Origin of the sequence: Pseudomonas sp. B2M1-30 (assembly GCF_025447575.1) — a bacterium.
Classification (GTDB): Bacteria; Pseudomonadota; Gammaproteobacteria; order Pseudomonadales; family Pseudomonadaceae; genus Aquipseudomonas; species Aquipseudomonas botevensis.
Genome location: NZ_JAOEJT010000003.1, coordinates 560,297 through 587,295, shown reverse-complemented (window position 1 = coordinate 587,295; position 26,999 = coordinate 560,297). Strand labels below are relative to the sequence as shown.

At 61.8% G+C, this 26,999-nt stretch carries 22 protein-coding genes; 14 read left to right on the top strand and 8 right to left on the bottom strand.

Annotation, left to right across the window (positions count from 1 at the left end; translation table 11 throughout):
• The first annotated feature begins 21 nt into the window (after positions 1–21).
• The 9 genes from dibA (at position 22) to N8H74_RS09185 (ending at position 10,564) form a co-directional block, all read left to right on the top strand.
• Positions 22–1,941 (top strand): phosphodiesterase DibA, encoded by a 1,920-nt coding sequence (gene dibA / locus N8H74_RS09225; protein ID WP_262147026.1) that lies wholly within the window; start codon positions 22–24, stop codon positions 1,939–1,941.
• A gap of 205 nt (positions 1,942–2,146) precedes the next feature.
• Entirely contained in the window at positions 2,147–2,329 is a 183-nt protein-coding gene (gene oscA / locus N8H74_RS09220; protein ID WP_127648463.1) for a sulfur starvation response protein OscA, read from the top strand.
• A 139-nt stretch (positions 2,330–2,468) separates the two neighbouring features.
• On the top strand, positions 2,469–3,482 hold the full coding sequence (locus N8H74_RS09215) for a sulfate ABC transporter substrate-binding protein (protein ID WP_262147023.1): 1,014 nt from the start codon (positions 2,469–2,471) through the stop codon (positions 3,480–3,482).
• A gap of 70 nt (positions 3,483–3,552) precedes the next feature.
• Positions 3,553–4,371, top strand: coding sequence for a sulfate ABC transporter permease subunit CysT (gene cysT, locus N8H74_RS09210; protein WP_007952818.1), 819 nt, complete (start codon positions 3,553–3,555; stop codon positions 4,369–4,371).
• A 13-nt stretch (positions 4,372–4,384) separates the two neighbouring features.
• Complete coding sequence (gene cysW / locus N8H74_RS09205) at positions 4,385–5,257, top strand: sulfate ABC transporter permease subunit CysW (protein WP_217833012.1); 873 nt, start codon at positions 4,385–4,387, stop codon at positions 5,255–5,257.
• 3 nt (positions 5,258–5,260) lie between these two features.
• Positions 5,261–6,250, top strand: coding sequence for a sulfate ABC transporter ATP-binding protein (locus N8H74_RS09200; protein WP_217833011.1), 990 nt, complete (start codon positions 5,261–5,263; stop codon positions 6,248–6,250).
• 227 nt (positions 6,251–6,477) lie between these two features.
• Entirely contained in the window at positions 6,478–7,845 is a 1,368-nt protein-coding gene (locus N8H74_RS09195; protein ID WP_262147020.1) for a cytochrome C, read from the top strand.
• The gene (locus N8H74_RS09190; RefSeq protein WP_262147019.1) at positions 7,842–8,357 is read left to right on the top strand and encodes a sorbitol dehydrogenase; all 516 of its coding nucleotides are present in this window, start codon (positions 7,842–7,844) and stop codon (positions 8,355–8,357) included. Before N8H74_RS09195 ends, N8H74_RS09190 begins: the two co-directional genes overlap by 4 nt.
• Complete coding sequence (locus N8H74_RS09185) at positions 8,354–10,564, top strand: GMC family oxidoreductase (protein WP_262147018.1); 2,211 nt, start codon at positions 8,354–8,356, stop codon at positions 10,562–10,564. Before N8H74_RS09190 ends, N8H74_RS09185 begins: the two co-directional genes overlap by 4 nt.
• A 45-nt stretch (positions 10,565–10,609) precedes the next feature.
• On the opposite strand, the gene N8H74_RS09180 is transcribed toward N8H74_RS09185, so the two are convergent.
• Complete coding sequence (locus tag N8H74_RS09180; RefSeq protein WP_262147016.1) at positions 10,610–11,134, bottom strand: Mpo1-like protein; 525 nt, start codon at positions 11,132–11,134, stop codon at positions 10,610–10,612.
• A gap of 85 nt (positions 11,135–11,219) precedes the next feature.
• Between N8H74_RS09180 and N8H74_RS09175 the strand changes: the two genes are divergently transcribed.
• Positions 11,220–11,903 carry a Crp/Fnr family transcriptional regulator gene (locus N8H74_RS09175; RefSeq protein WP_262147014.1) on the top strand — a complete coding sequence of 228 codons (684 nt, stop codon included), beginning with the start codon at positions 11,220–11,222 and terminating at the stop codon, positions 11,901–11,903.
• Between the two features lie 18 nt (positions 11,904–11,921).
• On the opposite strand, the gene N8H74_RS09170 is transcribed toward N8H74_RS09175, so the two are convergent.
• Entirely contained in the window at positions 11,922–12,926 is a 1,005-nt protein-coding gene (locus N8H74_RS09170; RefSeq protein ID WP_262147012.1) for an AraC family transcriptional regulator, read from the bottom strand.
• 100 nt (positions 12,927–13,026) lie between these two features.
• Between N8H74_RS09170 and N8H74_RS09165 the strand changes: the two genes are divergently transcribed.
• Positions 13,027–14,100, top strand: coding sequence for a fatty acid desaturase (locus tag N8H74_RS09165; RefSeq protein ID WP_262147010.1), 1,074 nt, complete (start codon positions 13,027–13,029; stop codon positions 14,098–14,100).
• Positions 14,101–14,206: 106 nt separating this feature from the next.
• On the opposite strand, the gene N8H74_RS09160 is transcribed toward N8H74_RS09165, so the two are convergent.
• The 3 genes from N8H74_RS09160 to N8H74_RS09150 are packed head-to-tail and all read right to left on the bottom strand — an operon-like array spanning position 14,207 to position 18,241.
• The gene (locus N8H74_RS09160) at positions 14,207–15,817 is read right to left on the bottom strand and encodes an arylsulfatase (protein ID WP_262147009.1); all 1,611 of its coding nucleotides are present in this window, start codon (positions 15,815–15,817) and stop codon (positions 14,207–14,209) included.
• 16 nt (positions 15,818–15,833) lie between these two features.
• Complete coding sequence (locus N8H74_RS09155; protein WP_262147007.1) at positions 15,834–16,649, bottom strand: ABC transporter ATP-binding protein; 816 nt, start codon at positions 16,647–16,649, stop codon at positions 15,834–15,836.
• Positions 16,646–18,241, bottom strand: coding sequence for an ABC transporter permease (locus N8H74_RS09150; RefSeq protein WP_262147005.1), 1,596 nt, complete (start codon positions 18,239–18,241; stop codon positions 16,646–16,648). The genes N8H74_RS09155 and N8H74_RS09150 overlap by 4 nt, the downstream gene beginning before the upstream one ends.
• A 317-nt stretch (positions 18,242–18,558) precedes the next feature.
• Between N8H74_RS09150 and N8H74_RS09145 the strand changes: the two genes are divergently transcribed.
• Positions 18,559–19,572 carry an ABC transporter substrate-binding protein gene (locus N8H74_RS09145; protein ID WP_262147004.1) on the top strand — a complete coding sequence of 338 codons (1,014 nt, stop codon included), beginning with the start codon at positions 18,559–18,561 and terminating at the stop codon, positions 19,570–19,572.
• A gap of 50 nt (positions 19,573–19,622) precedes the next feature.
• Here the strand turns inward: N8H74_RS09145 and N8H74_RS09140 are convergent, their stop codons facing one another.
• Complete coding sequence (locus N8H74_RS09140; protein WP_262147002.1) at positions 19,623–20,543, bottom strand: LysR family transcriptional regulator; 921 nt, start codon at positions 20,541–20,543, stop codon at positions 19,623–19,625.
• A gap of 180 nt (positions 20,544–20,723) precedes the next feature.
• Here N8H74_RS09140 and N8H74_RS09135 point away from each other — a divergent pair, with 180 nt between their 5' ends.
• Positions 20,724–21,632 (top strand): TauD/TfdA family dioxygenase, encoded by a 909-nt coding sequence (locus tag N8H74_RS09135; RefSeq protein WP_262147000.1) that lies wholly within the window; start codon positions 20,724–20,726, stop codon positions 21,630–21,632.
• Positions 21,633–21,676: 44 nt separating this feature from the next.
• Here N8H74_RS09135 and N8H74_RS09130 read toward each other — a convergent pair whose 3' ends face one another.
• Together N8H74_RS09130 and N8H74_RS09125 are read right to left on the bottom strand one after the other, a co-directional pair.
• Positions 21,677–23,287: an alkaline phosphatase family protein gene (locus N8H74_RS09130; RefSeq protein WP_262146998.1), complete on the bottom strand. Its 1,611-nt coding sequence runs from the start codon at positions 23,285–23,287 to the stop codon at positions 21,677–21,679.
• A gap of 107 nt (positions 23,288–23,394) precedes the next feature.
• Positions 23,395–24,339: a LysR family transcriptional regulator gene (locus tag N8H74_RS09125; RefSeq protein ID WP_262146996.1), complete on the bottom strand. Its 945-nt coding sequence runs from the start codon at positions 24,337–24,339 to the stop codon at positions 23,395–23,397.
• A gap of 164 nt (positions 24,340–24,503) precedes the next feature.
• Here N8H74_RS09125 and N8H74_RS09120 point away from each other — a divergent pair, with 164 nt between their 5' ends.
• Positions 24,504–26,864 (top strand): TonB-dependent receptor, encoded by a 2,361-nt coding sequence (locus tag N8H74_RS09120; protein WP_262146994.1) that lies wholly within the window; start codon positions 24,504–24,506, stop codon positions 26,862–26,864.
• Positions 26,865–26,999: the final 135 nt, after the last annotated feature.

The following is a 26,999-nucleotide window of genomic DNA, read 5'->3' as shown; positions in this document are numbered from 1 at the left end:
TGTAGGGACATGGACGGCCGAATGTCTGCCACTTATCGCGATGCCTTGCGTGCAGCGCTGCTTTATCTGGTTCTTGCAGTGGTCTGGCTGCAGGGCACTGGTTACTTATTGAACAGTTTCTTCGATAGCTCCGGGGATCTGCTGCGTTGGCAACTGATCAACGGTTATGCATTTGTGGCGCTCAGCGCCGGTCTGATCTTTCTCGCCCGGGCACGATTGTTCGAATGTTTGGGGATCGGTGCCCGTCTGCGTGAGCGTCAGGCCGATCGCGAACGCCTGCGCCAGGCTGCGGCGGTGTTCGACTGCACCCGTGAAGGCGTGCTGGTCACCGATCGCCAGGGGCTGATTGTTCACGTCAACCGCGCCTTCATGGAAATCACCGGTTATCAGGGCGAGGAAGTCCTCGGACGCCAGCCAAGCCTGTTCAAGTCGGGCCATCATCCGCCGGGCTTCTATCAGGCGATGTTCGCGCAACTGGGGGCGAGCGGAGAATGGAGCGGGGAAATCTGGAACCGACGCAAAAGCGGCGAGATCTATCCACAATGGCAGACGATCCGCGTCATTCACGACGATGACGGCCGTCTCAGCCATTACGTGGCGGTGTTTTCCGACATCAGCGCGATCAAGGACTCCGAGTACGAACTCAAGCACCTGGCCCATCACGATCCCCTGACCGACCTGCCCAACCGCCTGCTGTTCAGTGATCGCGCCGAGCAGGCGCTGGCTTCGGCGCAGATCCACAAACGCGGTTGCGCGTTGCTGATGATCGATCTGGATCACTTCAAGTTGATCAACGACAGCCTCGGTCACAACGTCGGTGACCGCTTGCTGAAGGCGGTGGCCGCGCGTTTGCAGGACTTGTTCGGGCCGGGAATCACCCTGGCGCGGCTGGGCGGCGATGAGTTCGCCGTGCTGGCGGAGAGTTGTCCCCAACTGGTGCAGGCGGCCGCGCTGGCGCAACGGATTCTCGACGGACTCAAGGAGCCGTTCTGCCTGGACGGCCACGAACTGTTCATCGACGCCAGCATCGGCATCAGCCTGTTCCCCAGCGATGCCCTGAGTGCCGAACAACTGTTGCGCAACGCCGACGCGGCGTTGTTCAAGGCCAAGAGCAGCGGGCGCAATGGCTACGCGCTGTACACCGAAGAACTTACCGCCCACGCCCAGCAACGGGTCGAAATCGCTTTCGAACTGCGCCGCGCGCTGGAGCAGCAGGAACTGCGGGTTTATTACCAGCCGGTGCATGACCTCAAAAGCAGTCGCCTGATCGGTGTCGAGGCGCTGGTGCGCTGGGAGCATCCGCAGCGTGGACTGGTCTCGCCGGCGGAGTTCATCCCGATTGCCGAGCGCACCGGGATGATTGCCGAGATCGACGCCTGGGTCATGCAGCAGGCCTGTCGGCAGATGTGCCAATGGCAGCAGGCCGGGGTGGTGCTGTCGTTTGTCGCGGTGAATGTCTCGTCGCGGCTGTTCGCCCGCCGCGAGTTGTATCAGCAGGTGGCGCAGGTGCTGCACGACACCGGACTGGATCCGGCCTGTCTGGAACTGGAAGTCACCGAAAGCGCGGTAATGGACGACCCGGAAGTGGCGCTGGAGCAGATGCATCGCCTGCGTGAGTTGGGCATTCGTCTGGCGATCGACGATTTCGGCACCGGGTATTCGTCGCTGCTGCGGCTCAAGCGCCTGCCGGTGCAGAAGCTGAAGATCGACCAGGGTTTTGTCGCCGGGCTGCCGTGGGATGAGGATGACGCGGCAATCGTCCGGGTCATCATTGCGCTGGCGCGCAGCATGGGCATGCAGGTACACGCCGAAGGCATCGAGCAGGGCGAGCAGGCGGCGTTTCTGCTGGCGCAGGAATGTGATCTGGGCCAGGGCTACTGGTTCGGGCGGCCGGTGCCAGCGGCGCAACTGGACTGGATGAATGCGCCGGTGATTGGCTGAATCCCCGGCTTTTGGTGCCGGCTCTCAAGGCGTGTTCTTGCGCCTGTGCGAAGCGCAAACCCTTGTCCCGCCAGATAATGTTTTCTGGTTATATAAACATTCTTAAATAGTCTTTTTAAGAATATCCAAGGCTCTTTTATATTGCATCCACGCCGAACGCAGTGCCGCCCACTGCCAGGCATATCCCATACAAAGGAGCAGCACCATGAGCGCATCCCTGCGTAGCGTTGACGGTCAGGACGAAACCACCATCTTGCGCGAAATCCAGAGCGCCTTGCGCGACCTGCGTTTCGGTGCGGTGGAAATCACTGTGCATAACGCCCAAGTGGTCCAGATCGAGCGTAAAGAGAAATTCCGCTTGCAGCAGCCGGGCAACAAGCCGGGCTGAAATCAAAAGATCGCAGCCTGCGGCAGTTTCCGCAGGGGATGAATGCGGGAGCTGCCGCAGGCGGCGATCTTTGAATGAGCAACCGATTCCAGCAGCACATAAGAAAAAGCCACCACCAAGAATTCCAGGAGCTTTCACCATGTCGTCGATTCGCCGTTACGCTTTGGCCGCCCTGGCCAGCGCTGTGTTTGCCGGTTCTGCGGTTGCCAAGGATTACGAACTGCTCAACGTGTCGTACGACCCGACCCGTGAGCTGTATCAGGATTACAACGCCGAGTTCATCAAGTTCTGGCAGAAGGATCATGCCGGCGACACCGTGAAGATCCAGCAATCCCACGGTGGCTCGGGCAAGCAGGGCCGTGCGGTGATCGATGGCCTGCGCGCCGACGTCGTGACCCTGGCCCTGGCGGGCGACATCGACGAAATCGCCAAGCTCGGCAAGACCCTGCCGGTCGACTGGCAGAAGCGTCTGCCGGAAGCCAGCACGCCGTACACTTCGACCATCGTGTTCCTGGTGCGCAAGGGCAACCCGAAAGGCATCAAGGACTGGGGCGACCTGGTCAAGAACGACGTCTCGGTGATCACCCCGAACCCGAAAACCTCCGGTGGTGCCCGCTGGAACTTCCTCGCGGCATGGGCCTACGGCCTGAAAGCCAACGGCGGCAACGAAGAGAAGGCCAAGGAATACGTGCAGACCCTGTTCAAGCACGTTCCGGTGCTGGACACCGGCGCCCGTGGCTCGACCATCACCTTCGTCAACAACGGTCAGGGTGACGTGTTGCTGGCCTGGGAGAACGAAGCGTTCCTGGCGCTGAAAGAAGATGGCGGCGCCGACAAGTTCGACATCGTCGTGCCTTCCCTGTCGATCCTCGCCGAACCGCCGGTGGCCGTGGTCGACAAGAACGCCGAGAAGAAAGGCAACGAGCAGATCGCCGAAGCCTACCTCAAGCACCTGTACAGCCCGGCCGGCCAGGAAATCGCGGCGAAGAATTTCTACCGTCCGCGTGACAAGGACGTTGCTGCCAAGTACGCCCAGCAGTTCCCGAAACTGGAGCTGGTGACCATCGACAAGGACTTCGGCGGCTGGAAAACCGCGCAACCGAAATTCTTCAATGACGGTGGCGTGTTCGACCAGATCTATCAGGCGCAGTAAGTATCAATAGCCTAAAACGAGCCCCGGATTTATGTTCGGGGCTTTGCGCGTTCTCAAACCAGGGACTTTTATGTCGCGTCGTATCTCCCCCGTCATACCCGGCTTCGGGCTGACGCTGGGCTACACCTTGGTGTACCTCAGCCTGATTGTGCTAATCCCGCTGGCGGCGATGTTCGTCCACGCCGCCCAACTCACCTGGGATCAGTTCTGGACGATCATCTCCGCGCCACGGGTGCTGGCGGCATTGAAGCTGAGCTTCGGCACCGCGCTGTGTGCCGCGATCATCAACGGCATCATCGGCACGCTGCTGGCCTGGGTGCTGGTGCGCTACACCTTCCCGGGTCGCAAGGTCATCGACGCAATGATCGACCTGCCGTTCGCTCTGCCGACAGCGGTGGCCGGTATCGCCCTGACGGCGCTGTACACGCCGACCGGGCTGGTCGGGCAGTTCGCCGCCGACCTCGGTTTCAAGATCGCCTACACCCCGTTGGGGATTACCCTTGCCCTGACCTTCGTGACCCTGCCGTTCGTGGTGCGCACGGTGCAGCCGGTGCTCGCCGATATTCCCCGTGAAGTCGAAGAAGCGGCCGCTTGCCTGGGGGCAAAACCGTTGCAGGTGTTCCGCCACATTCTGCTGCCGGCGCTGCTGCCGGCGTGGCTGACCGGGTTTGCCCTGGCGTTCGCCCGGGGCGTCGGCGAGTACGGTTCGGTGATCTTCATCGCCGGCAACATGCCGATGAAAACCGAGATCCTGCCGCTGCTGATCATGGTCAAGCTCGACCAGTACGACTACACCGGCGCCACCTCCATCGGCGTGCTGATGCTGGTGGTTTCCTTCGTCCTGTTGCTGCTGATCAACCTGTTGCAGCGGCGCATCGAAACCCCATAAGGAGGCGCGAACCATGTCCCAATCGTCTATTGCGGCCGCGTCCTCGGCCAACGCCGCGCGCCGTGGCAGCGCCACGTCGCGCAGAGTCCTGATCGGCCTTGGCTGGCTGATCTTCGCCCTGTTCCTGTTGCTGCCGCTGTTCATCGTGGTGTCCCAGGGTCTGAAGAACGGCATCGGTGAATTTTTCACCGCGATCCTTGAACCTGATGCCTTGTCGGCGCTGAAACTCACGGTGATCGCCGTGCTGATTTCGGTGCCGCTGAACCTGGTGTTCGGTGTCAGCGCCGCGTGGTGCGTGAGCAAATACTCGTTCCGTGGCAAGAGCATCCTGGTGACGCTGATCGACCTGCCGTTCTCGGTGTCGCCGGTGATCGCCGGTCTGGTCTACGTGCTGATGTTCGGCGCTCAAGGCCTGTTCGGGCCGTGGTTGCAGGATCACGACATCCAGATCGTCTTCGCCCTGCCGGGCATCGTGCTGGCGACGATCTTCGTCACCGTGCCGTTCGTGGCCCGTGAGCTGATCCCGCTGATGCAGGAGCAAGGCACTCAGGAAGAGGAAGCCGCGCGTCTGCTCGGCGCCAATGGCTGGCAGATGTTCTGGCACGTCACCGTACCCAATATCAAATGGGGCCTGATCTATGGCGTGGTGCTGTGTACCGCGCGGGCCATGGGTGAGTTCGGTGCGGTGTCGGTGGTTTCCGGGCACATTCGCGGGGTGACGAACACCTTGCCGCTGCACGTCGAGATCCTCTACAACGAATACAACCATGTGGCCGCGTTCGCCGTGGCGAGCCTGTTGCTGATCCTGGCGCTCTTCATCCTGCTGCTCAAGCAGTGGAGCGAAAACCGTATCAACCGCCTGCGCGCCAGCGCCGCGGAGGAATAATTCATGTCGATCGAAGTGCGTAACGTCAGCAAGAATTTCAACGCGTTCAAGGCGCTGAACGATATCAGCCTGGACATTCGCAGCGGTGAGCTGGTGGCGCTGCTCGGCCCGTCCGGCTGCGGCAAGACCACCCTGTTGCGGATCATCGCCGGTCTGGAAACCCCGGATCAGGGCAACATCGTGTTCCACGGCGAAGACGTTTCCGGCCATGACGTGCGTGATCGCAACGTCGGTTTCGTGTTCCAGCACTACGCCTTGTTCCGCCACATGACGGTGTTCGACAACGTCGCGTTCGGCCTGCGGATGAAGCCGAAAAACCAGCGCCCGAACGAAAGCCAGATCGCTGCCAAGGTGCACGAACTGCTGAACATGGTGCAACTGGACTGGCTGTCGGATCGCTATCCGGAACAACTGTCCGGTGGCCAGCGTCAGCGTATCGCCCTGGCCCGCGCCCTGGCGGTGGAGCCGAAAGTGCTGCTGCTCGACGAGCCGTTCGGCGCCCTCGATGCCAAGGTGCGCAAGGAGCTGCGCCGCTGGCTGGCACGGCTGCACGAAGACATCAACCTGACCTCGGTGTTCGTGACCCACGACCAGGAAGAAGCGATGGAAGTCGCCGACCGCATCGTGGTGATGAACAAGGGCGTGATTGAGCAGATCGGTTCACCGGGCGACGTCTACGAAAACCCGGCCAGCGATTTCGTCTATCACTTCCTCGGCGATTCGAACCGCCTGCATCTGGGCGATGACAATCATGTGCTGTTCCGCCCCCACGAAGTGTCGCTGTCGCGGCATGAACTGGCGGATCACCATGCGGCCGAAGTGCGCGATATCCGGCCGCTGGGCGCCACCACACGGGTGACGCTGAAGGTCGAAGGGCAGGCCGATCTGATCGAGGCCGAAGTGGTCAAGGATCACGACAGCCTGACGGGGCTGGCGAAGGGCGAGACGCTGTTCTTCAAGCCGAAGGTCTGGCAGAAAGTCGCCAATCTCTGAGATCAAAAGCTTCGCGGGCAAACCCGCTCCCACGGGTGGACGGTGTACACCGATCCACTGTGGGAGCGCCGTTGCTGATGCAGTTATTACTGTTAGCGCGATTCGATCTAACCGCCTGCCAACCCGGACTTATTCCTTACCTAATCTCCAGTCTGTGCCAGGAGGCGCAGTGAAGAGTCCATGACGGACCGGCGTATCTCCTGGACCCTGATGCCAAGGAGATGACGATGAGAATGGAAGTCCACAGGCACCGGCCGTGGCTGGGGTGTGCGTTGTTTGGCGCAATCCTCAGTCCCCTGGCCTATGCCGATCCCACGCTGTCCATGCAAATACCCTTCGATGTCACGGCCACACCACCGTTTTCCCTGACCAGCCTGCAACAGAACTTCGATGAAATGTCATGGCAGACGTTCATCGCGCTGAACTGGCCGGCGCTGGATAACGGCGATCCGAACAGCGGCACCCAGATCGGCCAGCAGGACGCCGCGACGGTCTGGGAAAGCTGGAAAGAGAGTTATCAGATCTTCCTGCCCAACGGCCAGAAACCGGCGTCCTGGAGCGCGCCGGCAAATGTTCCCAAGGCGTGCGAGGGGCTCGGAGAAGGGCGCCTTCTGCAACAGATGGGCAAGGTGCCGGATGTCCTCGACGAATTCATCCAGCCCTTCCAGAGCGGACCGCTGGTGGATCAGGCCGGCGTCTACACGCGCAACGAAATCGTGGTCAACCAGCCGATGTTCAACGACATCGTCAATAACGGCCTGTACAGCGTCGAGGGGCAGCAGGCGTTTTTCAAGGCCAGTTCGAGCAATACCGTGGCGTTCAGTTGCGGCGATCCGAAAACCAGTGAAGTCGGTTCGCTGATGGTCAAGGCGTCGTGGAAAGTCCTCGACGGCAATGACAAACGCGAGAACTTCCACACCGTCGATGCGCTGGTCTACACGCCGGGCAACAGCGACCCGAGCAAAGGGCCGGTGGTGCCGGAGTCCTGCAAGGCCGAACCGGTCGGGCTGGTGGGGCTGCACATCGTACACAAGACCAGCAGCGCGCCGCAGTGGGTCTGGTCGACCTTCGAACACGTCGATAACGTGCCGGAAAAAACCACGCCCGAGGCCGAACGCAAAGGCCCGTACCTGTTCTACAACGCCAGCAGTAAGGCCGAAGTCAATCAGCCACCGCCCCGGCCATGGAACTCGGCGGTGAAGGCCACGCCTTCGCAGATCGTTCGTGAAGAACCGCTGACCGCTGCTACCAAGACCCTCAACAGCACTTACCAGACGCTGCTGCGCACGGTGAATCCGAAGAGCGTGTGGGCCAACTATCAATTGATCAGCACCCAGTGGCCGACGCTGACGCCGCAGCCGCCGTGTCAGATCTCCAAAACCGAACCGCTGGGCCGGCCGGCACCTTCGTTCCTCGCCAACGCCACCCTGGAAACCTACATCCAGGGCACCGTGCCGCAGGCGTCCTCCAGCTGCATCGCCTGTCACGGCAACGCCGCCACCCATGTCACCGAGTCGCCGCGCACCAGCTTCGCGGACTTCACCTACCTGCTCGAACGCGCGCAATCCACGGGCGCGACAAGGAGTCAGCCATGAGCACCGATCTGGACAATTTCGCCGGTCTGTCATCGGCCCTGACCGGCATCCCGCAATCGTTCATTGCGCCGCAGGTCGACCCGGTCGGGTTGCCGACCCAGTTCCTGGCCTTCGTCACGCCGCGCATCACCTCCAGCGTCTTGCAGGCCTTGTTGACCCAGTACGCGACACTGGCGGCGGACAAGGTGCCGCCGGATCAGATCGCCCAGGCCATTTTGATGAACGGCACGCAGCCGGCCACCACGCAAGCGGCCCAGGCCGCCCGCGCGATCATGAAGCTCTGGCTGCTGGGTGTCTGGTATCAGCCTTATGACGTGGACAAGGTCGCCAAAACGGGCGATCAGACCGTGGTCTCCGATCAGGCCTACACCAACAGTTGGGCATGGAAAATCGCCCAGGCCCATCCGATGGGTTACAGCGAGTTTTTCTTCGGTTACTGGAACAGCGAGCCGCCGAGCCTTGAAGACTTCACCGGGGTTCCGGCCAGCGGACAACAGGGAGCGTCGTCATGAGTACCGAACAAGCAGATGTGGTGATCGTCGGCGCGGGCCTCGCAGGCAGCATCATTGCCTATCAGTTGGGCCTGGCCGGGGTGAAAGTGCTGGTGCTGGAGTCGGGGCCTGAGGTTCCGGCCAATCGCAATCAATATCTGGAGCGCTTCTACACCGCGACCCTGAAGACGCCGGAGTCACCTTATCCACCGGTCAGTACCCTGGACACGCCACGGGACCCGGCCAAGGAAAACGCCCCCCGGGCCACCATCGCCGATCTGATTCTCGGCTGGGACAACCCCGAGGTCAGTTATCTGGTGCAGAAAGGTCCGCTGGCCTTCACCAGCACCTATGAGCGGGTCGGCGGCGGCACCACCTGGCACTGGGTAGCGACCTGTCTGCGCATGGTGCCCAACGATTTTCGCCTGAAGTCGCTGTACGGCGTGGGGGTGGACTGGCCGATCAGCTACAACGATCTGCAAAGCGCCTACTGCCGTGCCGAAGCGGAAATCGGCGTGGCGGCCAATGTCGCCGATCAGGCCTATCTGGGCATGACGTTTCCCACCGGCTACCAATTCCCGATGACCAGCATTCCGTTGTCGCTGGTCGACGGCAGTTTTGTCGCGGCGGTCCAGGGGCAGTCGTTCGACGGTTTGCCGCTGGTGGTCAGCCCGACACCGGCGGGGCGCAACTCGCAGCCGTACGCCGGCCGCCGGGTGTGTGCAGGCAACACCAACTGCACGCCGATCTGCCCGATCCAGGCCAAATACGATGCCACGGTCACCCTGAACAATGCGTTGAACACCGGCAATGTGCGGGTGCTCTACAAAACCGTGGCGAGCAAGGTCACGGTGGCGGCGGACAAGTCCATCAGCGGCATCGAGTTCATCCAGTACCAGTTGGGCGATGGCCCGCCTACCGGCACCGGCGTTGCGATCGGCCAGCGTTACGTGATCGCCGCCCATGCCATTGAAACACCGAAACTGCTGCTCAACTCCGCCAGCCCGGCGTGGCCCAAAGGTGTGGCGAACAGCAGTGGCCAGGTCGGGCGCAGCCTGTCTGATCACCCGATTTATCTGGCCTGGGGTCTGATGCCGGAAGGCAAGCAGGTGTTCCCGTATCGTGGGCCAGTGTCCACGGCCGGCATCGAAAGCCTGCGCGACGGCCAATTCCGTAGCCAGCGCGCGGCATGGCGGATCGAAATCGGCAATGAAGGCTTCAACTGGCCGGTGGGCGATCCGTATGTCACCGTCGCGGACCTGATCGATGGCGCCAACAACAGCGCCACCAACCCGCTGCCTCCCGCCTCGGGGCCACAGCAGGTGCTGTACGGCACGGCGTTGGTGCAGAAGCTCAACGACCTGCTGATCCGTCAATTCCGCATCGGCTTTCTGGTGGAGCAGGTGGAGGACGATCCGGACAATGCCGATTGCTACATCGTGCCGTCGACGCAGTACAAGGATCGGCTGGGCATCCCTCGGCCGGAGATCCACTACGACTTGTCCGACTACACCAAGGAAGGCTTCCGGCAGGCGAAGATTCTCGCCACCCACATCATCACCGAACTGCTGGGCGCCACCGAGTTGACCAAGCCGCTGCCGCCGGGGCTGTTCACCTACAAGGGGGAGAATTACAGCTTCCAGGGCGCCGGACACTTGATGGGCACGTACCGCATGGGCGATGACCCGGGCAAGTCGGTGGTCGACAAGGACCAGCGCAGCTGGGATCACAAAAACCTGTTCCTGGTGGGCGATGGTGTATTCCCCAGCACCGGCACGTCGAACCCGAGCCTGACCATCGCCGCGTTGTCGATTCAGGCCGGCGACACCCTGGCCAATGATCTGAAGGCCGCGACGGTGCAGGTCCAGGCCAATCAGCCGTGGCAAGGCACCGGGGTGCAGATCAACGGGCCGAGTCCGCGTCTGGTGCGTTATGTCAGCGGTCTGTGGTTTGCCAGTCCGGCCGGCGGCAGGGTCGATGGCAATGGCAGTCCGGGACTGATCGCCAAACCCGGCTACACCTTGCCGGGGGCCAGTGAAGGGGCGTTGATCGGGCGGATCGGCAGTTCCGGCCAGCCATTTCTGATCGGTGATCTGGCGCAGATTCCTGCCGGCCAGCAAGGCGAGTTGCAGCTGTGTATCAACGATGATCTGGAGGGGCGCTACGGTGTCGGGCTTGCCGACAATCAGGGGGCGCTGACGGTGCAGGTGACCTTCGGCGCGTTGTGAAACAGGCCGGGCGACGTGCGTTGGAATGCGCGTCGCCCGGTTCTCTCAATGGACGGTCCTGTGCTCGCGAAGCATCACCGGACCGACGCGCTCTTCAATGGTGTGTTTGAGTTCGTGGCGCATGCCAAGCATGAACGCCAGTTCCGCCACGACAAACAGCGGGCCGACGATCAGCCCGGTGAGGTCATCGACGAACGCCGGTTTGCGCCCTTCGTAGTGATGGCCGACAAACTGGATCGCCCAACCGATCACGAACATCCCCAGGCCGCTGCTCAGCCAGACCAGGGTGCTCTGTTGCGCCAGCGTGTGCCCGGCCCAGACCGACAGCCCCATCAGCACGGTCATCAATACCCCGAGCCGCAGTTCCAGGCGCAGGTAAAACCATGCCGAGGCCAGTGCGACCACAACGGCCGGCGATAACCACAACCCGCCCACCGCCCATTCCGGACGCGACAACAACACCGCCACGGCCACCACAATCAGCGGAATGCCGATAAAGTGGCTGGCAATGTTGCGCGGGTCACGGTGGTAGGCGGCGTATTGACTCAAATGATCGACGAGGCTTTTCATTGTTGTTCCTCCTGTAGGGTGATCGAATCATGCGCCGGGTTTATGGTTCGCTCTGTCAGGCAGGCGACAATCTTCAGGAGAGTGCATGGAAAAGGTCTGGCGCGAACGCCTGATGACCGGGCAATGGTTCAGTCATCTGCCGTTGTCCTTTCAGGATAGTCTGCTGGCGAACGCCCGCGAGCGGCGGCTGGCGGCGGGGCAGCGGCTGTTCCAGCGCGGCGATCCGCCCTGCGGGCTGTACGCCGTGCTGGATGGCGCGGTGCGCATCGGCGCGGTCAGCGAGCAGGGCAAGGAGGCGCTGTTGAGCCTGGTCGAAGCGCCGCACTGGTTCGGCGAAATCTGCCTGTTCGACGGCCAGCCCCGCACCCACGACGCCTATGCCGTCGGCCCGTGCACCCTCATCAATATCCCGCAGTCCACGTTGCTCAAACTGCTCGAGGAACACCCGGTGTACTGGCGGCACCTGGCGCTGCTGATGAGCCACAAATTGCGCCTGACCTTCATCAACCTCGAACAACTGAGCCTGCTGCCGGCCCCGGCCCGCCTCGCTCACCGATTGCTGATGATCGCCGAAGGCTACGGCGAACTCGATCCACCACGCCGGGTTCTGCAACTGCCTCAGGAGCAGCTGGCGTCGATGCTGTCGTTGTCGCGCCAGACCACCAATCAGATTCTCAAGGAGCTGCAGGGGCAGGGGATTATCGGACTGGCTTACGGCGAGATCGTGATTCTGGATGCGCAGCGGTTGCGGGCGTTGGCGACCATTTGATCAATCATGCAAAACCTGTCAGCGCAACTGATCCCGAAACTGCCCCGGCGTCATACCCGTCCAGCGCTTGAACGCGCGACTGAAGCTGCTGGTGTCGGCAAACCCGAGCAGATAACTGATTTCGCTCAGCGAGCATTGCGGATCACGCAGGTGCAGCAGCGCCAGGTTCTCGCGGCTTTCGTTGAGCAGCGTGTCGAAGCGGCAGCCCTCGTCCGCCAGGTGCCGTTGCAGGCTGCGCAGGCTCAGGTGCAGGGCCTCGGCGATCCGTTCGGCTGAAGGTTCGCCGTCCGGCAGTTGTTCTTCGATCGCATCGCGCACCTTGCGCTCCCAGGTCAGTGGCTTGAGCTGGGCCATGGTGCGTTTGAGTACCGCCTCGTTGTGTTCGGCCAGTTCCGGGTTGGCGTCGTCGAGGTGGCTGTCGAAGTCAGCAAGGGCGAATTCCAGGCGATCCTCGGCGGCGCCAAAATGCACCGGGGCGCGGAAGACTTTGTGCCACGGGTGATCATCCTCGGGCACCGGGCGGCGCAGGTACACCGCTAGCGGCGCGTAGTCGCGGCCCAGGCGATTGCGGCAGGTGCGCACGTAGATCGCGGCGAACGCATCGATGGCCTCAAAGGCTGGCGCGGGATTGCCGGAGGGGATTTTCAGGCGGAACAGGTAACGGTCATCGTTGCGGCTCAATTCCAGTTCGAGGGCATCGCTGACGACCGGGTGATAACGCACGATCCGCTCGAACACCTCACGCAGGCTGCCACTGGCGACCAGCGCGTAACCCAGCGCATGAAACGTGGTCGGGCTGACGAACCGCGACACCCGCAAACCGATGGCCGGATCGCCGCTGACCTGCACCGCGATCTGCCACAGGCGGGTGGTGCCGGACAGCGGATAGCGCGCGTTCGGGTCGTCCATCAATTGCGGATCGAGGCCGGCCTGCTGACAGAGGGCAATGCTGTCCAGCCCCAGCGCGTCGAGTTGCTTGCGCAGGGCACGGGTCCAGCTGGCGAGAGAAGTGGGTTCCTTCATGCTGATTGGCGCTTCCGGTCAACAGGTTGGCGTTCTCGGCTACCGCGTTCAGAACCTTTGCAAGGCAGGATGCGAACATCGATAACCAGAGGATGGAAGCATGGACCGTACTTCTGCAAGTCCCCAGCGACACAATGCTGCGCAGCGATCAGCGCATATTCGCCAAGTGGTGCTGGCCAAAGGCGTCGAATTGCGTGAGCGCTACCCGATTCTCAAGCACCAGGACGCGCTCGGAGCGGGGATCCTGGCCTTTGCCCTGGCCGGGATGATCGGTTCGGCGGCGCTGTACATCAGCGGCCACATGGCGTGGTGGGCGTGCCTGCTGCTCAACGCCTTTTGCGCTTCTCTGACCCATGAGCTGGAGCATGACCTGATCCACAGCATGTATTTCCGCAAGCAGCGCGTGCCGCACAACCTGATGATGGGCCTGGTGTGGCTGGCGCGGCCGAGCACCATCAATCCGTGGATCCGCCGCCACTTGCACCTGAATCACCACAAGGTTTCCGGCACCGAGACCGACATGGAAGAACGGGCGATCACCAACGGCGAGCCCTGGGGGTTTGCACGCTTGCTGATGGTCGGGGACAACGTGATGTCGGCGTTCATCCGCATGCTTCGGGCCAAGACCTGGGTGCACAAGATCAACATCCTCAAGCGTTCGCTGAAGGTCTACGCGCCGCTGGCGCTGCTGCATTGGGGCGCGTGGTACGTGTTCCTCGGTTTCCATGGGGCCAATGGCGTTGCCTGGCTGATGGGCTCGTCGATCGAATGGTCGGCGACCACGCTGTCGGTGATGCAGGTGATCGACATCGCGGCGGTCGTCATCATCGGCCCGAATGTGCTGCGCACGTTCTGCCTGCACTTCATCAGCTCGAACATGCATTACTACGGCGATGTCGAGCCGGGCAATGTGCTGCAGCAATGCCAGGTGTTGAACCCATGGTGGTTGTGGCCGCTACAGGCGTTCTGCTTCAACTTCGGCAGCAGCCACGGGATTCACCATTTTGTGGTGAAGGAGCCGTTCTACATTCGCCAGATGACCGTGCCGGTGGCGCATAAAGTGATGCGTGAGATGGGGGTACGGTTCAATGATTTCGGGACGTTCGGGCGGGCGAACCGGTTTGTTCGGAAGGCTGACGTGGTGAGTGAAGAGGTGCGTACAGCCCGGGCTTGATGGTTGACTGCAAAGGCCTAATCGCTGGCAGGGCCAGCTCCCACATTTGGAATGCATTCCCCCTGTGGGAGCCAACCTGCCAGCGATAGCTGTTTCTCAAGCACCCTCAATCCGGCTGAAACGGCGAGGCACTCAAAATCACCCCGGTCTCTTCGACATACTGCTGCCAATGCCCGATCAAGGTGCTGAGTCTGTCAGGCTGACTCAGCGCCAGGTCATGAATCTCCCCCGGATCACTACGCAAATCATAAAGCTGCCACGTCGCCGGCCCCACCGGTCCGGGGATGTACACCGCTTTCCATTGTCCTTGCCGGATCGCCCGCCGACCGAACAATTCCCAACCTGTGACGGTGTGTTCGTCATGCACCTGCGGCGTCTCGCCGGACAGGAATCCCAGCCAGGATTTACCCCGCAGCGGCGCCACCGGTTTGCCGCGCCATTGCTTGCCCGGATGACGCACGCCGGCCAGGTCGAGGATGGTCGGGGTGATGTCCATCACCGTGCCGAAGCCGTGGCTGATCTGGCCCTTGAGCGGCAGTTGCGGATAGTGCAGCAGCGCCGGCACGCGGATCCCGCCTTCGGTGGTGAAGGCCTTGAACAGGCGTGACGGCGCGGTCGCCACCTGCGCCCAGCTCGGCCCGTACCAGACGTAGGAATTGCCACGGCCGATGTTGTCGAGGCTGTTGTCGTAATGCTGGTTCAGATAGGTGAGCAGCTCCGGACCGAACTTGGGGAAGGCTTCGAGCAGCGCACCTTCGGCACCGTTGTCGGACATGAACAGGATGAAGGTGTTGTCGAGTTGCCCCTGCTGGCGCAGATAGTCGACGACCCGGCCGATGTTCCAGTCCATGCGCTCGACCATCGCCGCGTAGACCTCCATCGCCCGCGCGGAAATCTGCCGCTGTTCAGCGCTCAGTGCGTCCCATTGCGCGGTCAACCGGATCAGCGGATGCGGCTCGACATCCGCCTCGATCAACCCCAGTGCCTTGAGTTTTTCCAGGCGCTCCAGACGCAGCACTTCCGGCCCCGCGTCGTAGCGGCCACGGTATTTTGCGACGACATCCGCTGGCGCCTGCAACGGCCAGTGCGGTGCGGAAAACGGCAGGTAAGCGAAGAACGGCCGGCTCTGGTCGCGCTCCTTGAGGTATTGCAGCAACTTGTCGCCGAAGGCGTCGGAGGAATAGAAATTCTTTGGCAATTCATCGAGAAACGTGTCGTCCTCGATGTACAGCGCCGGGGTGGACTTCAGCAGACCCGGCGTGTGTTCGTCGTAGGTCGGCTCGAAACCATAGTGGTTCGCCGCGCCCGGCAGCAGCGAGAACGAACGCTCGAAACCGCGCGCCTGGGGCGCCAGTTCAGCGGTCAGGCCCAAGTGCCATTTGCCGCTCATCAACGTCTGGTAACCGGCCTCGCGCAGCAGCTCTGGCAAAGCGACGACACGGTCGTTGAGGTAACCCTCGTAACCCGGTTTGCCGATCAGCTCCGGGGTCAATGCTTCGGCCATGGTGCCGATGCCGGCGATGTGGTGATCGGTGCCGGTGAGCAGCATCGAGCGGGTCGGTGAGCACGTCGGGGCGGTGTGGAAATCGGTCAGGCGCAGGCCGTTGCTGGCCAGTGCATCGAGGTTCGGCGTGGCGATCTCGCCGCCAAAAGCGCCGATGTCGGAGAAACCGAGATCATCGGCCAGGATCACCAGGAAATTGGGACGTTGCGGCATTCGCGGGAACTCCTGTTCAGCAGGCGATGAACGACAGCGGCAGATCGCGGATCTGCGCGGGTTGGTTCGGTTGATAGTGATCGTCACTGGTCAGTTCGTGCAGCAGCTCCTCGCGCAACTGATGGAAGTCAAAACTGCTGCGCTGGCGCGGATGGGGCAGGGCGATGTCGACCACTTGCTTGATCCGTCCCGGACGCGGCTCCATCACCACCACGCGATCGGCAAGGAAGATCGCTTCCTCGACGTCGTGGGTGACCAGAATCGTGGTGATCCTGGCCCGGTCACGAATCGCCAGCAGTTCGTCCTGCATCTGTTGGCGGGTCAGGGCGTCGAGGGCGCCGAAGGGCTCGTCGAGCAACAGGATTCGCGGGCTCGCCACCAGGCCGCGAGCGATCGCCACCCGCTGCGCCATGCCGCCGGAAAGTTGATGCGGATACGCGCGGGCGAAGTCGCGCAGGCCCACCAGATCGATGAAATCGTTGATCCGCTGCTGCTTTTCGGCGGCACTCAGCGGCTCGTTGACCAGCCCCAGGCCGATGTTGTCGGCCACCGTCAGCCACGGGAACAAGCGGTGTTCCTGAAACACGATGCCGCGCTCGCCGCCGATGCCGCTGACGGCTTTGCCGTCGACGCTGATCTGCCCGCGAAATTGCGTATCGAGGCCCACCAGCAAGCGCAGCAGGGTGGATTTGCCGCAGCCGCTGGAACCGACGATGGCGACGAATTCGCCCTCGGCGATGTCGAGGTTGAATTCGCGGATCGCCTCCAGTTCGAAACCGTCGACGTCGAAGGATTTGCCTACGTGGGTGAAGCTGACAATCGGTGCGTTCATGCGTGTCTCCAGCGGGTGGCGCGGATTTCCAGGCGTTGGCCAATGAGGTTGAGCAGGGCGCCGGTGAGGCCGACCAGGAGCATCCCGGCCATGATCAGGTCCATGCGCAGCAGTTGTTGCGCGCCGATCATCTGGCTGCCGATGCCGCCGTTGGACGGCATGAAATATTCGGCGCCGATGGTGCCGAGCCAGGCGTAGATCAGGCTCAGCCTGAGGCCGGCGAAGATCCCCGGCGCGGCGCCCGGCAGCACCAGGCGGCGCAGGCGTTGAGCTAGGTTCAGGCGCAATACCTGCGCGGCTTCGTTGAGTTGTGGCGACAGGTTGGCGACGCTGCGCTGGGTGGCGACAAACAGCGGAAAAAACGCGGCGAGGGCGACGAACACCCACTTCGCCAGTTCACCGAGACCGAACCATGCGGTGAGCAGCGGCACCCAGGCGAAAATCGCGATCTGCCGCAGCGCCGCGAGAGTCGGGCCGAGCAGGCGTTCGCTGGTGCGCGACAGGCCGAGCAACAGGCCCAGCGTGAGGCCGAGTCCGCCGCCGATCAGCAGGCCGCCAAGGGTGCGGCCGAGACTCAGGGCCATTGCGCTGATCAAGGTGCCGTCGAGCAATCCGTGGTACGTGGTTTCCAGCACCGTCAGCGGACTGACCAGAATGTTGGGGTCGACCCATTGTTGATCGGTCGCCAGTTGCCACAGCGCGAACAGCGCCAGCGGCAACAGCCAGGGTTGCAGACGCTGCCAGCCTTCATAACGCGGGCCGCGACGAATTTCAGCGGTGGCCGGATGCGGCCAGTACACCAGTTTCCTGTCCAGCAGACCGATGCCGCGATCCATCGCCACGCCGATCACGCCGATCAGCACAATGCACACGAAAACGATGTCGAGCATGAACAACTGCCGCGCCCAGACCATCAGGAAACCGATGCCTTCACTCGACGCCAGCAGTTCCACCGCCAGCAGCGACGTCCAGCCGGCGGCCAGGGCCAGGCGCACGCCGGCCATGAATGCAGGAAGGGCGGCGGGCAGCACCAGGCGCCGGATCAACAGCCGTGGTGGCAGGCGCAACACGGCGGCGGCTTCGCGCAATCTGGGTTGCGCATCGCGCACGCCGACCAGAGTGTGCAGGGTGACCGGCACCACGATCGCCTTGACCAGCACCACCAGTTTCAGCACTTCGCCGATGCCGAAGAACACCATGAACAAAGGAATCCATGCCAGCGTCGGCACTTGGGCCAGGCCGGCGAAGGTCGGGAAGATCAAGCGCTCCAGACGTCGACTGAAACCCAGCGTCGCGCCCAGTACGGCACCGGCGGTAATCCCCGCCAGCAGTCCCCAGAACAGCCGTTGCAGGCTGATCCACAAATGGCTCCAGATCTCGCCCCGGGACAATTCGACGGCGCTGTTCCACACCAGCGATGGCGCGGGCAGGATCTGCTCGCTCATCCATTGATGGCGCGCGGCGAGCCACCACAGAGCGAACAGGGCGATGGGCAGCAGCCACGGCAGCAGACGCTGGCTCAACGTCGGCCAGCCCCGTCGATTCAGCGGCGGGGCGGCGAGTGGCAGGCGGAGCAAGGATTCTCGGGCCATGGGTGACCTCCGTTGTCGGGTTGCGTGGCAGCCGCTCCCACGAGACAGAAACGGTGTATGCAAAATTGATCTATAAAAATTCAAATCAATACTATTGGGAGATAAGCCAGACCATTTAAGGCTTACAGCCCGATACGCATCCAATGCATTCGAAGAATATTTTCGATGCTCTCCATGCATATCGCTGTGGAAGTCCCGGTGCCGCTCGCTTAGCGTTAAAAGCTATAAAAATGTGCATTTATAGTATTTAAGCGCAGATGTACATTCCGCCTACTTTCGGCTCCTCAATGCCCGTCGTGACCCAAGGAGCCGCACCCATGAACCTTCCCTTCAAACGCGTCATCAGTCTGTTCGCCGCCCCGGCGCTGGCGGGCCTGCTGGCGTTCAGCGCCAGCGCCGAGGAACTCAAGGAAATCAGGATCGCCGTGCCCGACCTGAGCGCCGGTGCCCAGCACAGCGGCGGGGGCATCGTGGATGTCTTGCGCGATCAGCAGATTTTCGAAAAGGCGTTTGCCGAGCAGGGCATCAAGATTCAGTGGAGCTTCTTCAAGGGGGCGGGGCCGGTGATCAACGAGGCGTTCGCCAATGGCCAGGTAGATCTGGCTTATCTGGGTGACCTGGCGGCGATCATCGGCAAGTCCAACGGTCTGGACACGCGCCTGCTCAGCGCCACCGCCCGTGGGGTGAAACAGTATCTGGGCGTAGTGCCGGGATCGGGGATCAAGACCTTGCAGGATCTCAAAGGCAAGCGTGTGGCGATCTTCCGTGGCACCGCGACCCAGTTGTCGTTCGATGCGGCGCTGGCGAGCGCTGGCTTGAGCGAGAAGGACGTGAAGGTGATCAACCTCGATTTCAACGCGGCGGTCGCCGCACTGGCGGCGAAGCAGATCGATGCGTCGTGGGGCAGTTCGGGACTGACGGCATTGCAGGCCAAAGGGCTGGCCGAGCTGCCGCTTAATACCAAGGACCTCGATGGTGCCGGCAGCGTACAGGCGGTATTGCTGGGCACCGGCAAGTTCATCGATGCGCACCCGGAGGCGGTGGCGAAGCTGCTCAAGGCCCAGCAGCAAGCAGTGGACTGGCTGACTCAGGACAGCAACAAAGAGGCTTACGTACAACTGGTGTCGGGCCTGGCGAGTTATCCGTCGGTGATCCTGACGCAGGACCTCAAGGATCAGAATCTCAGCGAAGTGTTCCCGTCGACGCTTGATCCGCTGTTCCTTGAAGGCTTGCAGGGCAAGGTGGATCTGGCGGCGCAACAGAAACTGATTCGCAAGCCGTTCAAGGTGAGCGATTGGGTGGCGCCTGGCTTGGCGGCGGCCCAGCTCTGAATTTGCGGCGTTCTTGAGGGCCTCTTCGCGGGCTTGCCTGCGAAGAGGCCCTAAACCGCGACGCCGATGTCCTGCCGGTCTACCGCCACCAGCGTCTCGATCATCGCCCGTGCTGCCGGCGACAGGCGAAACCCGGTCCGGCTGACGATCCCGCACCGCGCATTCATGCTCTCCAGGTTCTGCGGCAGATTGCGCCAGTGCAGCAGCGCCAGCGAGCCCTGGGCGATGTCCTCGACAAACGCCTCTTCGGTGCCCACGCCAATCGCATTGGATTGCAGCACGACCTTGACCAGTGCCGGGAAATGCTCGGTTTCTATGGTTGGTGAAAAGTCGATCCGCCCGCTGAGGTTCGCCAGCAGTTTGCGAATGCCCGGCGGGATCAATGTGGTCGCCAGCGGGTAATCGAACATGTCGTTGGTCGACAGGCTTTCCTTGCTCAGCAACGGATGCCCCGGGCGGCAGAAAAACACCCCGCGCTTGGGTGTCAACGCACGGGTCTGAAAGTTCGGGTCGGACTCGAAATGGCGGATGTCGGCGATGAAGAATTCGATCTCTTCGCGGCTCAGGGCGCGGCTGAGTTTTTCCCAGTTATCCACCTGAAAACAGGTGCGTACTTTCGGGTGAGCGTTGATGAATTGCGCCACGGCGTCCGGCACCAGTTTCACGGCCGGTGCCGGGCCGCAACCGAAGTGCAGTTCGCCGGCGTCGAGCTTGGTCATCTGCGTCACTTCGGCGCTGAGCAATGCCGCGCCCTGGACCAGGGTCAGAGCGTGTTGCAACACCACCTGGCCTTCGGGCGTGGGGCGCAGATCCTTGTTGCCGCGATCCACCAACACGCAGCCGAACTCCTGCTCCAGCCCTTGAATACTGCGGCTGAACGCCGGTTGCGTGATGCCCATCGCGTCCGCCGCGCGGACAAAACTGCGGTGCTCGTTGAGGGCGATGAAGTAGCGCAGCTGGCGAAGATCCATATGCTTTTCCGGCATCCTAAAAATAGCTCGAAGGCATTTGCGACGAGGGTTGCCTGAGGTTTTAAATGCAAGCTCTTATTCCGTCAACGAAGCATGTGAATATCTATTAGATGTATATGGAATATAGATAGAGCGTTGTTTCGCTGCCGCCAACCGCAAGCAGTCGATGAGGGTCTACCCATGAGCAATGCCGCACTCGCTGTAAAACCCGCTGTCCATGCGCTGGACATTCATCCGGTGGCCGGTCGTATCGGTGCTGAAATCCGTGGTGTGCAGTTGTCCGGCGAGCTGGACGCCGCCACGGTCGAGGCGATCCAGCAGGCGCTGATCCAGTACAAGGTGGTGTTCTTCCGCGAGCAGATCCAGCTCGACGATCAGCGCCAGGAAGCCTTCGCTCACCTGCTTGGCGAGCCGGTGGCGCATCCGACCGTGCCGTCCCGCGAGGGCACCCGTTACTTGCTGGAACTGGACGGTGCCGAAGGCCAGCGCGCCAACTCATGGCACACCGACGTGACCTTCGTCGACGCCTATCCGAAGGCCTCGATCCTGCGTTCGGTGGTAGCCCCGGCCTTCGGCGGCGATACCCTGTGGGCCAACACCGCCACTGCGTATAACGGCCTGCCGACCGAGTTGCGTGAGCTGGCGGACAAACTGGTGGCCGTTCACAGCAACGAATACGACTACGCCTCCGCAAAGCCGGACGTCTCGGCGGAGAAGCTTGAGCGCTACCGCAAGGTCTTCACATCGACCGTCTACGAGACCGAGCATCCGGTGGTGCGCGTGCACCCGGTCAGCGGTGAGAAAAGCTTGCTCCTGGGGCATTTCGTCAAACGCATCAAGGGCTATTCCCAGGCCGATTCAGCGCACTTGTTCGGGTTGTTGCAGAGCCATGTGATCCGTCAGGAAAACACCGTGCGCTGGCGCTGGAAGGCCGGTGACGTGGCGATCTGGGATAACCGCTCGACCCAGCACTATGCGATCGATGATTACGGCACTCAGGATCGCGTGGTGCGTCGGGTGACGCTCAAGGGGGAAGTGCCGGTGGGGGTCAATGGGCAGCGGAGTCAGACCATCAAGGGGCGTGATTGAAGACCAGGAGCCCCTCACCCCGACGGGTGAGGGGCTTTTCTCTGCTACCAAACGCCAATCTGCACCACCTTCTCGCTCTCCGGCTCCCCATAACGAAACCGCTGCCCGCGCACATCGATCTCCTGATGGCTGATGGTGGTACGCCGCTTCAACCCGCGCACCCATTCAAACAGATACCCCGCATGCTCCTCGCGCACCGCCGCGCAGGCCGGGTCATCGCCCAAGTCATGTAATTCCTGCGGGTCATTCAGCAGGTCAAACAACTGCGGGCGAAAGCCGTCGTACGCCAGGTATTTCCAACGCTCGCTGCGCACCATGGTCATGCGGCAGCGGTCGATCGGCTGGCCCAGCCGCTCTCGCACAGGGGCTTGAAACGCATAGTCGTATTCACTGATGGCATAGCGGCGCCAATCGGGGTTTTCGCCGTGCAACAAGGCAATCAACGAACGGCCTTCGAGGCGATGCTCCGCCCCCGGCAATCCCAGCGCATCAAGAAACGTCGGCAGAGTGTCGATGGTTTCCACCAGCCTCTCATCCACCGAACCGCGAGTGACATCTGCCGCCGCACGCGGGTCGCGCACGATCAACGGCACGCCCACCGCCTGCTCCAGCAGAAACTCCTTCTCCCCCAGCCAGTGATCGCCCAGGAAGTCGCCGTGATCGCTGGTGAACACGATCAGCGTGTCATCCCAGCGCCCGCTGCTTTGCAGGAAATCGAACAGCCGCCCGAGCTGGTCATCGACCTGTTTGACCAGGCCCATGTAGGTCGGGATCACGTTGTTTCGTACTGAATCTTTGGAGAAGTTCAGGCTTTCCTCGTGCTGGCGAAAGGCCTTGTAGACCGGATGGTCGCTTGGAAGGTCCGATCGGACCGGTTTGAGAATCGATTTCGTACTGTACAAGGTGTGGTACGGCGCTGGTACGATGTAGGGCCAGTGCGGCTTGATGTACGAGAGGTGTAAACACCAGGGTTTTTCACCTTGCTCACCGATGAAGTCGATGGCGCGATTTGTAGTGTAGACGGTCTCTGAATGTTGCTCGGGAATCCGCGCCGGCAGGTGCGAATGGCGCATTTGCCAGCCGCTGAGGATTTCCCCGTGCTCGCCTTCGGCGGCGTTGGCCCAGTCGTGCCAGGGATTTCGTCCGTCGAAACCCTGTTTGCGCAGGTAATGGGTGTAAGGCGCGGATTCGCGTTTGTCATCGAACAGCGGGTCGTCGGGGAAGATGCCGTCGTGGCGAAAGTACGGCTCGAAACCGACCTCGTTTAGCACCTCGGCCTGTTCGCTCCGGGGATCGATCGCCAGCCGTTGCAAGGCATCCACATTGGCCGTGGCGTGGGTTTTGCCGACCAACGCAGTACGAATGCCGTGGGGCCGCAGGTAATCGCCGAGGGTCAGTTCTTCCAATGGCAGCGGCACCGCGTTCCATGCCACCTGATGGCTGCTGACATAGCGTCCGGTGTACGCCGACATCCGCGATGGCCCGCAGATCGTGCCCTGGGTGTAGGCACGGCTGAACCGGACGCCGGCAGCGGCCAGGCGATCGATGTTCGGCGTGTGCAGATGCGGATGGCCGTAACAGGACAGGTAATCGCGGCGCAGTTGGTCGCACATGATGTACAGCACGTTGCGCACGGGGTTTTGCGAGGTGGTCATGAGGTTCACCGGTCAGAAGGACAGGTGAGGGTTTTCGCTTTCGGCGGTGGTGTTCGGCAAGTGCATTCGGGGAATGGGTTTTATGCAGAAGGTGCATCGGTGCTGAATCAGACCGCCAGCCCCGCCAGTGAGCACACTTCCTCATCCTGCTGATCCATTTCCTTGATCTGTTCGATCATCGCCTCCGCCAGCGGCGACAAGCGATAGCCGGCCCGGCTGACGATCCCGTAGCGCGTGTACAACTCTTCCAGATCATCCGCCAGCCCCTCGATCTTCAGGCGCACCAGTTCGCCCCTGGCCTGATGCAGGGCATCGGAATACGTCCCGACGATCCCGATCGCATCCGAGTGCAGCACCACGCCGAGCAGGCTGGTGCTGTTTTCACATTCCACGTTCGGGGTGAAGTCCGGGCGGCCGCTGAGGTCGACGATGACCTTGCGCAGATTCGGCGGACGAATGCTCACCGCCAGCGGATAACTCATCAGTTGCGCCGCGCTCACCCGTTCGTGCGTCGCCAGCGGATGTCCGGCGCGGCAGCAGAAATGCCACTTTCGCGGGCGCAAGCGGTGGGTCAGATAGTCCGGATCGGCTTCGAAATAACGCGTGTCGGCAACGAAGAATTCGAACTCCTCGTTCAGCAACCGCTTGCTCAGACTCTGCCAGTCATCGACCTGAAACTGCACCCGCGCTTTCGGGTAGCGGCCGATGAAACTGCCGATCGCCCGAGGGATCAATCCCGCTGCGGGCGCCGGGCCGCAACCGAAGCGCAACTCCCCCGCCTCCAGGCCATTGAACTGGCTGATTTCGTTGGCCATCTGCTGCGCGCCGCTGACCAGTCGCCGCGCGTGTTCGAGCAGCACCTGGCCCTGTTTGGTCGGCGGCAGATCCTTGCGTCCGCGATCGACCAACTGGCAGCCGACGCTGTGCTCCAGCGCCTGGATGCTGCGGCTGAACGCCGACTGCGACAGATTCACCGCCTGCGCGCCGGCGACGAAGCTGCGTTGTTCGACGAGGGCTATGAAGTGGCGAAGCTGGCGCAAGTCGATATGCATTTTTCACATAAAAAATATCCGGGAAATGCATTGGATATGCATCAGGTCGACTCCTTATAAAGGCAATCTCTTATGCAGTAAATATTTGTAAATCCATAAATAAATAACTTTAAAGAATATGCAGCGCTGAAGATGTCTGTGTGTTTTTTGACCAGGAGCGTCTTATGAGTCCAGTGAAACGTGCGTCCCCGCTAACGCCCCGACGGCTCAAGCGCCTGCCTTTGGCCCTGCTGCTGGCGGGGAGCGCCAGTTGGACTCACAGCTACGCCGCCGACGCCGAAACCCCGGCACCGGCTCCCGCCGGCAAAACGGCTGCCGACAGCTCGCAGCTGGAAACCGTGACTGTCACCACCCGCCGCCGCGAAGAAAGCTCCCAGGACGTGCCGACCCCGATGAGCGTAGTCAGCGGCCAGACGCTGGAGACGCAGCGGGTCTATCGGATTCAGGATTTGCAGCAACTGGTGCCCAGCGTCAATGTCGCCTACATGCATGCGCGTCAGTCCAGTGTGTCGATTCGCGGTCTGGGCAATAACCCGGCCAGCGATGGTCTGGAAGGCAGCGTCGGCCTGTACATCGACAACGTTTATCTGGGTCGTCCGGGGATGGCGGTGTTCGACCTGATGGACATCGAGCAACTGGAGGTTCTGCGTGGGCCGCAGGGTACGTTGTTTGGCAAGAACACCACTGCCGGGGTCATCAACATCAGCACCCGTGCACCGAGTTTCACCCCGGAGCGCAGCATCGAAACCTCGGTCGGCGAGGACGGTTACTTCCAGACCAAGGGCACGATTTCCGGGCCGCTCAACGATCAGTTGGCCGGCCGTTTTTCTGCCTATCGCACCCGCAGCGACGGCGACATCAAGAACGAATTCGACGGCCACGACCTCAACGGCGGCTCGCGCGACGGCTTTCGCGCGCAACTGCTGTTCAAGCCCAACGAATCGTTCAACCTGCGCTGGATCGGCGACTACAACGAAGAAGATTCCAGTGCCGGCACGCGCGTGTTGTACAGCACCGGGCCGACCATCAACGGCGTCAATCTCTACTCGGCGCGGGCTGCCACGGCGGGGGCGACCCTGGTCAACGGCTCGCACCGCAAGGTCAATCTGGATGGCGACCAGCGCGTCACCGTGCATCAGGGCGGCACCTCGGTGGAGGCCAACTGGACGCTGCCCAGTGACTTCACCCTGACCTCGATCAGCTCCTACCGCTTCTGGAACTTCACCCCGCGCAACGACGAGGGGCTCAACGTGGCGGCGACCTACAATGCCGGGGTTTCGGCGCAAGACAAACAGTACTCCCAGGAATTTCGTCTGGCATCGCCCAAGGGTGAATTCTTCGATTACGTGTTGGGGGCGTACTACTTTGGTTCGGAACTAGATAACAGATCCTTCGCCTATTACGGCCCGCAGGCCGATATCTGGAATGGTACGTCCAGGGGTGCGTTGGCCAACGTAGACAGCGTCGGTCATGGCCACATCAAGACCGACAGCTTTGCGCTGTTCGCCCAGGGCACCTGGCATCTCACCCAGCGGCTGGATTTCACTGCCGGGGTGCGTGGCACCTATGAAGAGAAGAACGCCGATGTCACGCGTGACGCTCCGCGCGGCGGAGTGGCGGTGAGCGGTGCGGCGGCCACGGCGCGGCGCAATCGTGTCGGCGCCTACGATTCCGGCGATCTGAATCAGTACAGTTCCAGCCCCTCGGGCCTGCTGAACCTCAGTTATCGCATTACCGACGATTTGCTCGGTTACGCGACCCTGTCACACGGCGAAAAGTCCGGCGGAATCAACCTCGCGGTGGGCTCTGCGCCGACCGCTGGCACCGACTCGCTGCTGATTGGCACCGAGCGCGCCAACAACGCCGAACTCGGCTTCAAGAGCACACTTTGGGATCGCCGTTTGCAGCTCAACGCCAACGTGTTCTGGACTCAGGTCAATGCCTATCAGACCAACGCCTACGATGCCGCCAACCGCGTGCAATACCTGACCAACGCCGGTTCCGTGCGCTCGCGCGGGGTGGAGTTCGAAAGCACCGTGATCCCGCTGCGGGGCCTGACCCTGAACATCAACGGCTCCTACAACGACGTCCGCTATCTCTCGTACAAGGATGCGCCGTGCCCGCCGGAAGTCAGTCAGGCGCCGGGCGCCCCGGCGTCCTGCGACCTCAGCGGGCACCAGGTCGTCGGCGCTTCGAAATGGATCGGCAACGCCAACGGCGAATACAAATGGAACCTGGATAACGGCTTCGAACCCTACGTCACCGCCAGCTATGCGTTCCGCTCCAAAGCGGTGGGTACGGTGGAGGATTCCGATTTTGGCCAGATCCCGAGCTATGCGGTGGTCAACTTCTCCACCGGCCTGCGCGGCGATTTCAATCAGGGCCAGTGGGACGTCTCGCTGTGGCTGAAAAACGCCTTCGACAAGACCTACTACACGACCCTGTGGACCGGCGGCAACGGCGGCTATGAAGGTCTGCTCGGCACGCCGCGTACTCTTGGTGTCACCGGTCGTTATGATTTCTGATCGAAGCCAAATCACAGGGAAAGTTAATCTCGAGATGATTAGTGCTTATAGCAATTTCGTTGAAAAGTTGCGTGGACAATAAAGGAATCACCAACCATTCTGTGTCTCGTGAGTTTCCAGGAGGAAACTTGCTCT

Coding starts and splice junctions, on each gene's coding strand:
- N8H74_RS09165 (WP_262147010.1), top strand. CDS start 13,027: ATGGACCGTACTTCTGCAAGTCCCCAGCGACACAATGCTGCGCAGCGA.
- N8H74_RS09120 (WP_262146994.1), top strand. CDS start 24,504: ATGAGTCCAGTGAAACGTGCGTCCCCGCTAACGCCCCGACGGCTCAAG.
- N8H74_RS09170 (WP_262147012.1), bottom strand. CDS start 12,926: ATGAAGGAACCCACTTCTCTCGCCAGCTGGACCCGTGCCCTGCGCAAG.
- N8H74_RS09135 (WP_262147000.1), top strand. CDS start 20,724: ATGAGCAATGCCGCACTCGCTGTAAAACCCGCTGTCCATGCGCTGGAC.
- N8H74_RS09175 (WP_262147014.1), top strand. CDS start 11,220: ATGGAAAAGGTCTGGCGCGAACGCCTGATGACCGGGCAATGGTTCAGT.
- N8H74_RS09160 (WP_262147009.1), bottom strand. CDS start 15,817: ATGCCGCAACGTCCCAATTTCCTGGTGATCCTGGCCGATGATCTCGGT.
- N8H74_RS09185 (WP_262147018.1), top strand. CDS start 8,354: ATGAGTACCGAACAAGCAGATGTGGTGATCGTCGGCGCGGGCCTCGCA.
- N8H74_RS09190 (WP_262147019.1), top strand. CDS start 7,842: ATGAGCACCGATCTGGACAATTTCGCCGGTCTGTCATCGGCCCTGACC.
- N8H74_RS09200 (WP_217833011.1), top strand. CDS start 5,261: ATGTCGATCGAAGTGCGTAACGTCAGCAAGAATTTCAACGCGTTCAAG.
- N8H74_RS09155 (WP_262147007.1), bottom strand. CDS start 16,649: ATGAACGCACCGATTGTCAGCTTCACCCACGTAGGCAAATCCTTCGAC.
- cysW (WP_217833012.1), top strand. CDS start 4,385: ATGTCCCAATCGTCTATTGCGGCCGCGTCCTCGGCCAACGCCGCGCGC.
- dibA (WP_262147026.1), top strand. CDS start 22: ATGTCTGCCACTTATCGCGATGCCTTGCGTGCAGCGCTGCTTTATCTG.
- N8H74_RS09150 (WP_262147005.1), bottom strand. CDS start 18,241: ATGGCCCGAGAATCCTTGCTCCGCCTGCCACTCGCCGCCCCGCCGCTG.
- oscA (WP_127648463.1), top strand. CDS start 2,147: ATGAGCGCATCCCTGCGTAGCGTTGACGGTCAGGACGAAACCACCATC.
- N8H74_RS09215 (WP_262147023.1), top strand. CDS start 2,469: ATGTCGTCGATTCGCCGTTACGCTTTGGCCGCCCTGGCCAGCGCTGTG.
- N8H74_RS09195 (WP_262147020.1), top strand. CDS start 6,478: ATGAGAATGGAAGTCCACAGGCACCGGCCGTGGCTGGGGTGTGCGTTG.
- N8H74_RS09125 (WP_262146996.1), bottom strand. CDS start 24,339: ATGCATATCGACTTGCGCCAGCTTCGCCACTTCATAGCCCTCGTCGAA.
- N8H74_RS09140 (WP_262147002.1), bottom strand. CDS start 20,543: ATGGATCTTCGCCAGCTGCGCTACTTCATCGCCCTCAACGAGCACCGC.
- N8H74_RS09130 (WP_262146998.1), bottom strand. CDS start 23,287: ATGACCACCTCGCAAAACCCCGTGCGCAACGTGCTGTACATCATGTGC.
- N8H74_RS09180 (WP_262147016.1), bottom strand. CDS start 11,134: ATGAAAAGCCTCGTCGATCATTTGAGTCAATACGCCGCCTACCACCGT.
- N8H74_RS09145 (WP_262147004.1), top strand. CDS start 18,559: ATGAACCTTCCCTTCAAACGCGTCATCAGTCTGTTCGCCGCCCCGGCG.
- cysT (WP_007952818.1), top strand. CDS start 3,553: ATGTCGCGTCGTATCTCCCCCGTCATACCCGGCTTCGGGCTGACGCTG.